Here is a 12,700-nt window from a genome sequence, read left to right on the forward strand (position 1 = left end):
AAAGGTATAGGATAACGAGGAGGTTTTCTGATGGATACATTTTTGTATATACTGTTTGCTTGTTTTTATGCCGGCTTGCTCATCATGATGCTTCAATCCATAAAAAAGAGTGGTGTTAGCATAGTATCGAATGTATTAATTCTGGTTATTGTACCGCTCATCTATGATAATGCCATTCTTGGCATCGGAAAGTGGATTGGGGAGGGAGAAGTTTTAGAGAATTTGAATGCTGCTCGATACTGGATGCATGCGATTTTTACACCTTTGTTAATTTTATTTTCCTGGGATGTACTTAAACGTGCTAGGGTCAAGTGGGTGAATACCACCTCAGCCATACTGATTACAGTTGCCTTTACACTAATTGCTTTTTTGATAGAACTATTTACAGTTGTGTGGGACCTCTCACTAAAAGCGGAAAAAAGCTATGGCATTCTAAGCTATTCTTCAACCAATTCTCCACAAGGACCGCCAATCATGATTTTAATGGTCACACTGGCACTTCTTGTGTCATCCATTATTCTTTGGAAAAGGACAGGTTGGTATTGGATATTCGTTGGAACCGCACTTATGATTGTCGGGAGCATGGTCAAGATCCCAATTGAAAGCGGCGCAATCACCAATGCGTTTGAATTAATCTTACTCATCTCTCTTGTGTTTACAAAAAGGTATCAGGATCGTTATCAGGGGGGCAAAAAACTGGCTCTCGGTTGAATATCCAAAGAGACCAACCCAATGAAAATCAGCTTGGTCTCTTTAAAGCTCTATTTCTTATTAGGTTAAACTCCATTTACGATAAATAACAGATGCGCATTTAAAGGAAATATAAGACAATAAAATAAATCATAGTTATTGGGGGAGTTCATTTGAATTGGCTAGAACCTTTTAATAGAGATTTTTTTATTGATGAAGAAGAGGATAGCTCTCCTTTCTTCAGGAGCAAATCCATTGATGGTAATGGAGTGCCAAAACAATATTCCCTTCTGACGCAATTTTTCCTATTATTAAGTGCACAGTTGAGCGATAGCGTTACTTATTATCCGATAAAAAATGGCCTTATCAAGGATAAGGAGCTGCGAGAAATCATCTTGCACTTCGATGAGCGAAAAGAATTTATAGTGAATGATAAACCGATTGAGATCATGTTGGCTAAGCCCAATAATGATTCTTTAAAGCATCTCATGTCTAATCCCTTAAACCCTGTTATTAAGAGCCTTTTTCCACAAAGCAAACAACTTCAACAAGTTCAATTCTCACCTTCAAGTCCGTATAGAGTAATTCCAGAGAAAATCAATTCCTACGAGGACAAGGAGTTTGATCTAGTACTAGCCTATTTAAAAGAAAACACGGAAAGCCCTTCATTTGGTTTTCAACTCTCAAATTGGATTCTGAATGATTCCCTAAAAAATTCGCATGCTCTGCGTTATTTCTCTCATCACACACAAACACTTTGCCTGTGGATAGATGAATCAAAAAGAATTATCTCCATCGAAATGCAATTTTAGCATTAGCTGAAAGGAGAAAAACAATATTAAACAACACTAGCAGTAAAATATCTAACCTAAAATAACCCCTTGTTCTGAAAAACACACCAACCATGCTTAAGTCGCATAATACGTCTCAATGATGTATTTAAGGAAGGTTAGACAAACCTTCATCAATTATGGCGCTTTACGAATGGTAATGCGCCAATTACTGCCCGTACTAATGTGATAAGTATCAGCGAATGATTTTTGATTTAGGGCCAGCCCCAGATTATCAAGTGAATTAACATAAAGAATGGCTTCCTCTAATGCACTGTCTGCAAAAGATCTGCCATATACAACCTCTTCCTCAAACCTCACTGTTCCATCCTTTTCAATTTGAACCCAGACCTTATCTCCCAGTGAGATTTCCAGTTTTCTAAAGAGTTCTCGCGAAATATTCGTCCATAGATTTCCAAATCGAATATCAAGAATTTCAATAATACCGGTAATCTTATGATCATGTATGTATGCCTCATAAAGAGGTAGTTCAATAAGGGAATCAACAGGTATTTCCGGCCCCACTTCCTCAAAACTAATCACCCCAGCTGCAATCCTTGCCCCTGTATACGCATAAACATCACGCCCGTGGAAAGTGTAGGATTCTCCTGAACGCGGCAAACGATTTACCTTCTCATCTATCACTCTTGCTTCCGTGATGCCAATTTTATTTTTGATATGGGATAGGGTACCGTTATCAGGCGTGACCACATAGTGTCCACCAGAGGTCTTTGCAACGATACTTCGGCGATCGCATCCTACACCCGGATCTACCACCGATACAAATACCGTTCCTTCCGGCCAATAAGAAATAGCCTGCAATAGACGGTATGAGCCTTCCCATATATTAAACGTTGGAATATCATGCGTATTATTACTAATCTTTAAAGATGGATCGACAGAAAGCGCTACTCCATACATAGCACTTACAGCCCCATCACTTAATCCAAAATCTGATTGAAAAACTAATAAACGTTTCAACTTCATCCCACCCATTTCTTTGTCCAAAATAAAAAACACCACGTCCTTACCATGATGAGGACGTGGTGTGACTTCACGTGGTTCCACCTTAATTCGCTGCTTACTCACATAAACAGCCTTCGTAAGCGTAAAAACGAATCAACGCTTCCTACACTCTGGTATGGATAACGAGTACCAAATCTCGTCGAAACCTATTCATATAATTAATAAATTATACTTTCAGCACGAGGCTCAGAGGCCATTTTCAATAATGGTACTTCCCGCTCCTTTTCAGCTGCCGAAGCTCTCTAAAAGAGAAATATCCAGAATCTACTCTCCTCTTCCATACTTTATAATATTTTGAATTATTAAAATTATAATGAGCTTGATTATGCTTTGTCAATATACATTATCCAAATATGGAAACAATAATCGATAAAACTGATGAATTCCCTATTCTTTTTTTACATTGTCTATATCTTATAAAGTGTGTCTACATGCTCGTCTAAATTTCGACTGTAATTCTTTTAACACAGGAATAGAGTCATCCATAAAAATTTTCTGAATTATAGTAAAATGGGGACAGCGTACAGATTACGATGAGGGATACACTGTTTTCCGGTATAATCAGTCGCTAACATAGATAGAAAAATAAGAGTTTTTTAAATGGATGGAGGAATAAGCATGAAAAGGATAAAACTTGGTAGCAGCAGTTTAAGCGTTCCAGCTATTGCTGTAGGCTGTATGAGAATTGATTCTATGAATGATGACAATTTAGCAGCACATCTTACTTTTTGTATGGAGAATGGGCTGAATTTCTTTGACCATGCTGATATTTATGGAAATGGCATTTGTGAATCCAAGTTTGGTAAGGCCTTAAAGATTGCGGGATATAACAGAGAAGATGTAATCCTGCAATCAAAATGCGGGATCAAGCCGGGTACTATGTATGACTTATCAAAAGAGCATATCTTAACGTCTGTCGATAAAATACTAACACGCCTGGACACCGATTACTTAGATGCACTGGTACTTCATCGTCCAGACGCTTTGGTAGATCCTGAGGAAGTAGCTGAAGCATTCGATACCTTAGAGAGCTCTGGCAAAGTCCGTCAATTTGGCGTATCCAATCATAAGCCAATGCAAATTGAATTGTTAAAAAAATATGTAAAGCAGCCGATCATTGTAAACCAACTGCAACTAAGCCTCCCCTTTTCGAACATGATTGCTAATGGGATGGAAGTGAATATGCAAACAGAAGGCGCCGTTGAGAGGGATGGTAGTGTCCTAGATTATTGCAGACTCCATGATATAACCATCCAAGCTTGGTCACCTTTTCAATATGGTTTCTTTGAAGGCGTTTTTATCGGGAATGATGAGAAGTTCCCCGAATTGAACGAGACTCTTACAGAGTTAGCTGATAAATATGAAACAACTCCAACCGCTATTGCAGCAGCTTGGATTTTGCGACACCCAGCAAACATTCAGTTGATTGCTGGTACAACTAATCAAAAACGGATGGCTGACATTATTCGGGGCAATGAATTACAGTTAAGCCGTGAAGAATGGTATCGCCTTTATTTGAACAGCGGGCATATATTGCCTTAAAATCTTCCGAATAAAATGAAGAGCCTTAAGATACACTTAGGAAGACACTTTCCTTTCCAGTGTTATCCTATTTGAATTGAGGCTCTTCTTATCTTATTAGAAAGTCATCAATTTCACTAAAACTATTCTCTATCTATACCAACACTTATTCTTTCGTTTCATCAAAATTGCAAGCTATCGCTAGCATGTCAATGGGGTCTGCCACTTCGGAGACCGTATAAACGACTGTACCTTCCTGCCAAGAAATACGGTTATTGCCTGCTTTTTGCGAATCTATATCCGCTTTTACAGAACCATATTCATGGGGCACTGGCAGTTGGTTGCTTTCAAGATAGGAGACCATTTGTTTAGCGAGCGGGACGTAGTCACTGTTGCCTTCTATATTGGAGGCTTGGACTTGTAGATACCATCTTCCTTCATGCCAATTTAGCCACTTATGTCCTGCCCCTGCGTCCTCATATCCTTGGATGGAATGACCCAGATCTATAGGATTCCCTGCCTGGATCCCCTCAGGCTGTATATAGCCGATTTTTGATTTAGCCTCTTCTTCAGTTTTATACTGATGGACTTCTATTACAGCAATCGGTTTTGCAATGGTACTATTGTTCAACTCTTTACTGTTGACTGGTATCATTTTTTCGCTTTCAAAAAATATAACGCGATACATATCAGATTCCGAAAGGGTCGCCGCACTTAGATTCTTGTCCTCAGACGATAGCGGAAGATGTATGGGTAGCTTAGGAGATATTGAGCCTTTGATTTGTTCCTTGGCATCTTTTATTACTTTTTCCTGAGATAATGAGGCATCATGTGAGTCGTTTTGTTCAGCTTTTACAGGGCTTCCGTTGGCAGATTCGCTGTCTTCCTTCTGATCCGTTGAAGATTTTTCTGTTGTTACAGGTTGAGCTGATTCTTCATGTTTCTCCCCTGCTTTTTTATCCGTAGCTGCATCTTCATGCGAGCATCCAGCAAGGTAAATGCTTGTTAAAGCTAGCACGATACCCATCTGTTTCAACATTTTACTCACCCCTTTCTTTGTCGTCTACCACGTTATGATGCCAGATAATCCTATATACCAAAAAACGGTATAATTATAACAAGACTGATTCCTCAAAAAAAAAGCATAAACCTTCCGAAGCGGAAAATTTATGCTTTATGTCATATATAAAATAAAAACCACCAAAATTATGTATTTGGTGGAGACGGTGGGAGTCGAACCCACGTCCAAAGATAACGGCACTTATGCATCTACGAGTGTAGTCGATATATTGGCAATTCGCTGTGCCTTATGCCTATCGACAGGCGTCCGGACAGCTAGTCTGGTTATTCTCTTCCTTCTCCCTCAGACGGTGAGATCCGGCGTAGTCCACTAAAGTTGAGTCCCTTACCCTACCACATGGACGATGGAGGGAGGAACAGCTTATCGACTGTTATTAAGCAGCGAAAGCTAAGTTGTTGTTTTGTTTGCCAGTTATAGGCTGTGACGTTTTAACGAGGCCGATCCCCTCGACTCGCAACATAAGCTCGAACTACCCCTGTCGAATCCGTAACGTCCCCATGATAAGAATGTGGATCGTACGAAATGAAGAAGCGTACTTTGAGCGTTGCTTCTATTCAATTGTGGTACATAAGTAATTATAACATAATGAATATGAAATTCAATTGTAAGAACTTGGTGAGAGTACCAACCAGTCAAAGCTTAACGCTGACGTTCTTTGAACGCTCGTTCGATTTCACGCTTTGCTTCTTTTCTCTTCAAGTCTTCACGTTTATCATAATTCTTTTTACCCTTACCTAAACCGATCAAAACTTTTGCAAAACCGTTCTTTAAATACAGCTTCAATGGAACAAGTGCATATCCCTGTTCTTTTGTGGAACCAATTAATTTACTGATTTCCTTATTATGCAAAAGTAGCTTACGCACACGCAATGGGTCGTGATTATAGCGGTTACCCTGCTCATATGGGCTAATATGCATTCCCATTAAGAATACTTCCCCATTAATAATCCTTGCATATGAATCCTTTAAGTTCACACGACCATTTCGAATCGATTTAATCTCAGTTCCCTGCAAAACAATTCCTGCTTCATAGGTTTCCTCGATAAAGTAATCATGGTACGCTTTTTTATTTTGGCCGATTACCTTTCCTGAACCTTTTGGCATATAATTGCCCCCTCTCTCTTTATATGGGTTAGGTGAATAAAGAGCCCAGAATATCAGGCTCTCCTTTTATCATACTACAGCAATGGCTTCTATTTCTACAAGTCCGTCTTTTGGAAGCCGCGCTACTTCTACCGCACTCCTTGCCGGAAAGCTGCCGGTAAAGTAGGTTGCGTATACTTCATTAACTGCTGCAAAATCATTCATATCATTCAGGAAGACCGTTGTCTTCACAATTTGGTCCAAACCAAGGCCTTCTTCGTTTAAAATGGCCTGAATATTTTTAAATGCTTGGTGAGTTTGTTCCTTCACACCATCTTTTAATTCGCCCGTCTCAGGATCTAATCCTAGCTGGCCTGATGTATAAATAAACCCATTCACTCGAATGGCTTGAGAATATGGCCCGATTGCGGCCGGTGCTTTAGCTGTTTGAATCGTAATCTTACTCATTCTAGTATTCCTCCATTTCGCTAAATTCCATACCTTTAGTATTCGATTGAAATGTCCTCTTATCCTTCCATCAGGAATGGGATGCGGACTTAAAGAAAAAAGGAAGATGCAACAATTACGCATTCTTCCTTACTCTTTTATGCTTCAAGTGAATTCATTTTAACCATTTTACCATTGTATACTTCTTTGTTCAATTCGCCTGTCATACGGCCGGTTACTAATCCTGCTGTTGCTGAACCGCTGACATTAAGAGCTGTTCTTCCCATATCGATTAATGGTTCTACAGAGATCAGTAAGGCTGCTATACCAATTGGCAGGTTCATGCTGGATAATACGATTAATGCGGCAAAGGTAGCTCCTCCGCCAACACCAGCTACACCAAATGAACTGATAGCTACAATGATGACTAATTGAATAAGGAAAACGGGATCTAGCGGATCAGGTGCAATCATTACAGCCAGCATAGCCGGGTAAATTCCTGCACATCCATTTTGACCAATAGACGCTCCCAATGAAGAAGAAAAGTTAGCAATCCCTTCAGAGTTACCAAATTGTTTGGTTTGAGTCTCTATATTAATAGGAATAGCTGCCGCACTGGACCGGGATGTAAAAGCAAACGTAAGTAATGGACCCATTTTCTTAACATATTGCATTGGATTTAAACCGCTAAAGAATAATATAACTAAGTGGATCAGGAACATCACGATCAATGCTAAATAGGAAGCAATAACAAATGTAGATAATTCAATGATTCCTTGTACATTTGTATTGGCAATAGTTGTAGCCATTAACGCTAAAATACCATACGGTGTTAAACGAAGAATCAACGTAACGATTCGCATGACAATTTTATATAAGGCATTAATGATTTTCTCAAATGTCTCAAACTCCGCTGGCGCCTTTCTTCTAACTCCGATTGCCGCAATTCCAACAAACGCTGCAAAAATTACGGTTGCGATTGTAGAAGTAGGTCGTTGGCCAGTCAAATCAAGAAACGGATTTGTTGGGATGACCTGCAAAATACGTTCCGGAAAGCTCTGGTTCTCTACTTGAACCATTGTTTCTTCTAATTGAGCCGAACGTGCCTCCTCTGCTTCGCCAGATTCAAGATGGTCCGCTGATAAATCAAACGTTAAAGCACTGCCAATTCCAACAGCGGCTGCTATAGCTGTTGTTAAAACCAGAATACCGATAATAGAAAAGCTGATTTTACCAACTCCAGCTTGCCCTTTTATGCGAATGATAGCTGATATAATCGACACAACAATCAAAGGCATGACAATCATTTTTAAAAAGCTGACATAACCTGTTCCAACAATGCTGTACCAATTTTTTGTATCTGCCAATACAGCACTGTCAGGATCAAATGCAAATTGAAGGAATACCCCTAAAAGAATTCCTAATCCGAGACCTGTAAATACTCGTTTTGCAAAGGAAACATGTTTCTTTTGCATATAGAAAAGTACACCGACTAATGCTAACAAAATAAGAATATTTATAATAACTAAGGTCGTATCCATTTCAATTTCTCCCCCTTTTAATTCATACTAAATACATATGTATTATATAGATTGTACTACCTAATGTACAGTATTATGACTAGACAAGCTGTTTTTCTATATCAAAAATTCTTTTTTATCTATATACCTCAGCATGGTAAATATAACTACATATCTTTCTCAAAGAAAAGAGAGCCAACATAAGTCAGCTCTCTTCTGCTTATTATCGTTTTTTCTTCTTACCGGATTTACGCTTAGCAGCCGGTGCGTTTTCATAAAACTTCTTTTTCTTTCTCGGGCCTTTTTTATCGGAGCTTTCTCCTTGCTTACCTTTGCCCTGGCCTTTAGGACCGCTTTTGTCTCCATTTCCTCCCTGTGGTCTGGAAGAATCCTTGCGGCGGTTTTTACCCGGTTCTGCTTTAAAAATACGTTTTTCACCAGAAACCCGTTCACGATTGTCTTTCATCCCAACAATTTCAAAGTCAATGGCACGCTCGTCTTTATTTACTTTAATAACCCTTACCGTGATCTCATCACCAATGCGGAAGACTTTAGCTGTACGTTCACCAATCATTGCAAATTGCCGGTCGTCAAAATGATAGTAATCATCAGTCATATAGCTGACATGGACAAGACCTTCAATTGTGTTGGATAGCTCAACAAACATACCAAAGTTTGTGACAGAGCTAATAATCCCATCAAACTCCTCGCCCACTTTATCTTCCATGTATTCAGCTTTCTTCAGATCATCCGTTTCACGCTCAGCATCTACTGCCCGTCTTTCCATTGAGGAAGTATGCTGGGCGATCTCACCAAGTCTTTCATTCCATTTTTCCTGCGTCTCTTTGCTTAAATCTCCATTTATTAAATACGTACGAATTAAGCGGTGGACAATTAGGTCCGGATAACGGCGGATCGGTGATGTAAAGTGCGTATAATAATCGGTCGACAATCCAAAGTGTCCCAAGCTTTCAGGATCATATTTTGCTTGCTTCATGGAGCGAAGCATGACTGTCGATACAACCATTTCTTCTGGTTTTCCCTGTACCGCTTCAATGATTTCCTGCAAAGCACGTGGGTGAATGGAATTCGCCGTACCACGAACGATATAACCAAAGTTTACGATAAAGTCGAAGAACTTTCTCAGCTTCTCTTCATTTGGATCTTCGTGGATCCGGTAAAGGAACGGCACGTCCATCCAATGGAAATGCTCAGCCACTGTTTCGTTAGCTGCCAACATAAATTCTTCAATTAATTTTTCTGCAACAGATCGTGTACGAAGAACAACATCGGTTGGTTCTCCATTCTCATCAACAAGGATTTTTGCTTCTTTAAAATCAAAGTCAATGGCTCCTCTGCGCATCCGTTTTTCGCGAAGAATTCCAGCCAATTTCTCCATTTCCTCAAACATCGGAACAAGCGGTTCATAGCGCTCAATCAATTCTGCGTTCTTATCAACAAGAATCTCATTCACATCTGAATACGTCATACGCTCTGTTGTTTTAATGACACTCTGGAAAATCTCATGGGAAACAACAGTTCCTTCAGAATCAATCTCCATTTCACATGATAATGTTAAACGGTCAACACGTGGATTCAATGAACAAATTCCATTTGATAGTCGATGTGGTATCATCGGAATAACTCGATCCACAAGATAGATACTTGTTGCACGCTCTGCCGCTTCCTTATCAATTGGCGATCCTTCGGTTACATAATGAGAAACATCGGCAATATGTACACCCAATTTATAATTTCCATTATCAAGTCTCGTTACTGTAACAGCATCATCCAAGTCTTTCGCATCCGCACCATCAATCGTGACAATCGTTTCATCCCTAAGATCACGACGATTGGCCAGATCTTTTTCATCTATGACTTCAGGTGTTTGATTAGCTTGTTCCAGTGCATCCTCTGGAAATTCTCCTGGCAAACCAAACTTATGAATAATGGATAAAATATCAACACCCGGGTCATTTTTATGCCCTAAGATCGTGATAACTTCACCTTCTGCCGACATTCTGCCTTCTGGGTAATTTGTTATTTTAACAACTACTTTATGACCTTCAACGGCACCGTTCTTCGCCTCGTTAGGAATAAAGATATCATTAGCCATTTTTTTATCATCTGGGATTACAAAACCAATCCCTCTTGTTTCCGTATATGTCCCTACGACATTTTGGACACCGCGGTCAATGATTTTAACAATGGTGCCTTCCCGTCTTTGGCCTGATGATTGTGAAGAAACACGGACCATAACAATATCTCCATGCATCGCATTATTTAACTCATGCGGAGGAATAAAAATATCATCCATGCCTTTCTCTTCAGGTAGCACAAAAGCAAATCCCTTAGCATGACCAGATACCTTCCCTTTTACAAGGTTCATACGTTCTGGCAGTCCATAACGATCAGAACGAGTTCTCACGATTTGGCCATGCTCCTCCATATACACAAGAGCCTTCACAAAATCCTTGAAATCCCCGGAGTCTTCTACCCCCATTGCTGCCTCTAATTCTTGTACGGTCATGGGTTTGTAAGCTTCTTCTTTCATATAAGAATACAGCTTTTCTACATGTTGACGTATCATGTCATCCATCACAAACCCCTCCTTTCTTTCCTTTATCATTGATCTATCTATTAATTTGCCCAATCAAGACTCTCTAAAAACGCAAAAACATCCTGATGAAGCTGATCACGTTCTTTATCCAGTGTTATCACATGGCCTGATTCCTCATACCATTTTAATGTTTTTTGTTCAGTAATTGCAGAATTATAGATAATATTAGCGCTGTCAGTATTGATCATATGATCGTGGCGTGCCTGAGCGACAAAAAGCGGAACATCCACTTGATTCACATGATCTCTTACATTGCCAATCAATTCTTGCAAGGCTTGCAGGGTATTCATTGGACGAAAACAATTCATTTCTGCCTCAATTTGTTCCTGACTTTTACCTTCACGCTTTTTATACTGACGGGCATACTCAAGTACCCCATCATACATAACTTTTTCACTTTTTATATACATAGGTGAACACATGGTAACGATACCCTTAACAGGTACAGTGTAACCTAATTTCAAGGAAAATACCCCTCCTAACGAAAGACCTGCTACCGCAATTTCCTTATGGCCCATTGCCCGCAATCGATCATAGGCTTTCATACAGTCCTTCCACCAATCAGTTGGTCCGAATTCTACCAACTCCTCCGGAGGTACTCCGTGCCCTTTATATTGCGGTGCATGACATGTATATCCCCTGCTTTCAAGATATCGGCCTAACATCCTTACATCAGCGCTATTCCCTGTAAAACCGTGAAGCAATAAGACTGCACGGTTTCCTCCCTCGAATGTAAATGGTTTTGGCTGAGTTAACTTCATATAAAAAATCTCCCTTTGTTAAAACTTATACTATGTACTATTAGTTTACGATGTTAGAGGAACAAAACGCTATTAATATGAACGATTTACACATCAAAAAAGCCTGGCAAAGCTGCCAGGCAATGTTTGTTTTCGCACTATTACTTTGCAAAGAAAGAAACCAGAATGGTTAAAACAAAAAATAATACTGATAAAACAATAGTAGCGCGGTGTAAATATAAATCAAGTCCTCTCGCCTTTTGTTTACCAAAAAGCTGTTCAGCACCACCGGAAATCGCGCCGGATAAACCTGCACTTTTACCGGATTGCAGTAAGACCACAACAATTAAACTAATACATGTAATAACCAATAATACCATGAGCGTAGTATGCAACACGAACAAATACCTCCTAATTACGGTCTTATCAATACTATCACTTTACCATAACCACCTTTTTTTCACAATAACTAACAAGGAGGTAATAGTTAAATTCACCGCAGGCAGGGTATAATCAAATAAGAGGATTCAAAAACCCGGGACAGAGGGGGACATGATTATGTTTACCGATTGGTTATATAAAGTAAATTACATAAATATGATCGGATTTATATTTGGCAGTTTAATGATGTTCTTCGGATGGAATGCCCCCTTAATGGGAGCTCTTTTACTCGCGGCCGGTGTACTATTAATCATTTCTAAACTTAATGGAAGGCCGTTCATCTATTTTATGACCTATTTTGTACATCTATGTTTGATTGGTTTATTGATTTTTGAACTCTTATCTATAGAATGGTTGTCTATTAACCCCATCCTTTTAGTGGTTTGTATAGCAGCACTGATTAGCTTAATAGCAGTCATTATTCGCTCGAATACGAGCACTCTAAGCCTCTTTTGGTTGGCATTACATATCTTAATACTTGCCTATGGATTTATTGGCGAAGGCACTTTCTGGTCGACTGTTTGGAGTCCAGGATCTGTCCAGGTCGTATTTAAAACCTTCTATTCTATATTAATCGCATTTTTCCTGATTGGCGTATTTTTGGACCGTTTTCAAAACGAACTAAGGAGAGAGTACCGCGATAGAAATTAAATGAAAAGACGCTCACTTTTTAGCACCTCAAGTTAGATATAAAATCTAAC

General features: G+C 39.4%; 12 protein-coding genes and 1 other RNA gene. 4 read left to right on the top strand and 9 right to left on the bottom strand.

Annotation, left to right across the window (positions count from 1 at the left end; all coding sequences use genetic code 11):
- Nucleotides 1–30: 30 nt before the first annotated feature.
- Together AC4G3O_RS11945 and AC4G3O_RS11950 are read left to right on the top strand one after the other, a co-directional pair.
- Nucleotides 31–711: a hypothetical protein gene (locus tag AC4G3O_RS11945; RefSeq protein ID WP_139892229.1), complete on the top strand. Its 681-nt coding sequence runs from the start codon at nt 31–33 to the stop codon at nt 709–711.
- 152 nt (nt 712–863) lie between these two features.
- Complete coding sequence (locus AC4G3O_RS11950; protein WP_066106296.1) at nt 864–1,502, top strand: hypothetical protein; 639 nt, start codon at nt 864–866, stop codon at nt 1,500–1,502.
- Nucleotides 1,503–1,658: 156 nt separating this feature from the next.
- On the opposite strand, the gene AC4G3O_RS11955 is transcribed toward AC4G3O_RS11950, so the two are convergent.
- Entirely contained in the window at nt 1,659–2,507 is an 849-nt protein-coding gene (locus tag AC4G3O_RS11955) for an SAM hydrolase/SAM-dependent halogenase family protein (RefSeq protein ID WP_140461925.1), read from the bottom strand.
- Nucleotides 2,508–3,164: 657 nt separating this feature from the next.
- On the opposite strand from AC4G3O_RS11955, the gene AC4G3O_RS11960 reads away from it, so the two are divergent.
- The gene (locus AC4G3O_RS11960; RefSeq protein WP_139892228.1) at nt 3,165–4,088 is read left to right on the top strand and encodes an aldo/keto reductase; all 924 of its coding nucleotides are present in this window, start codon (nt 3,165–3,167) and stop codon (nt 4,086–4,088) included.
- A gap of 145 nt (nt 4,089–4,233) precedes the next feature.
- Here the strand turns inward: AC4G3O_RS11960 and AC4G3O_RS11965 are convergent, their stop codons facing one another.
- From AC4G3O_RS11965 to secG, 8 genes are all read right to left on the bottom strand, one after another.
- Nucleotides 4,234–5,106, bottom strand: coding sequence for a hypothetical protein (locus AC4G3O_RS11965; protein ID WP_066106293.1), 873 nt, complete (start codon nt 5,104–5,106; stop codon nt 4,234–4,236).
- 176 nt (nt 5,107–5,282) lie between these two features.
- Nucleotides 5,283–5,645, bottom strand: a transfer-messenger RNA (tmRNA) gene (ssrA, locus tag AC4G3O_RS11970).
- Nucleotides 5,646–5,787: 142 nt separating this feature from the next.
- Nucleotides 5,788–6,252, bottom strand: a complete 465-nt coding sequence (smpB, locus tag AC4G3O_RS11975) for an SsrA-binding protein SmpB (RefSeq protein WP_066106290.1) — start codon at nt 6,250–6,252, stop codon at nt 5,788–5,790.
- Between the two features lie 69 nt (nt 6,253–6,321).
- Nucleotides 6,322–6,699: a RidA family protein gene (locus tag AC4G3O_RS11980; protein ID WP_066106287.1), complete on the bottom strand. Its 378-nt coding sequence runs from the start codon at nt 6,697–6,699 to the stop codon at nt 6,322–6,324.
- Nucleotides 6,700–6,836: 137 nt separating this feature from the next.
- On the bottom strand, nt 6,837–8,219 hold the full coding sequence (locus AC4G3O_RS11985; RefSeq protein ID WP_491136226.1) for an L-cystine transporter: 1,383 nt from the start codon (nt 8,217–8,219) through the stop codon (nt 6,837–6,839).
- 202 nt (nt 8,220–8,421) lie between these two features.
- The gene (rnr, locus tag AC4G3O_RS11990) at nt 8,422–10,788 is read right to left on the bottom strand and encodes a ribonuclease R (RefSeq protein ID WP_491136367.1); all 2,367 of its coding nucleotides are present in this window, start codon (nt 10,786–10,788) and stop codon (nt 8,422–8,424) included.
- 50 nt (nt 10,789–10,838) lie between these two features.
- Complete coding sequence (locus tag AC4G3O_RS11995; protein WP_139892225.1) at nt 10,839–11,579, bottom strand: alpha/beta hydrolase; 741 nt, start codon at nt 11,577–11,579, stop codon at nt 10,839–10,841.
- Between the two features lie 140 nt (nt 11,580–11,719).
- A complete protein-coding gene (gene secG / locus AC4G3O_RS12000; RefSeq protein WP_373925489.1) occupies nt 11,720–11,938 on the bottom strand; it encodes a preprotein translocase subunit SecG in 219 nt (72 codons plus the stop codon).
- A 178-nt stretch (nt 11,939–12,116) separates the two neighbouring features.
- On the opposite strand from secG, the gene AC4G3O_RS12005 reads away from it, so the two are divergent.
- Entirely contained in the window at nt 12,117–12,650 is a 534-nt protein-coding gene (locus AC4G3O_RS12005) for a hypothetical protein (RefSeq protein WP_491136227.1), read from the top strand.
- The last annotated feature ends 50 nt before the right edge of the window (nt 12,651–12,700 follow it).

The sequence above is a fragment of the Bacillus sp. z14 (2026) genome, assembly GCF_058313575.1.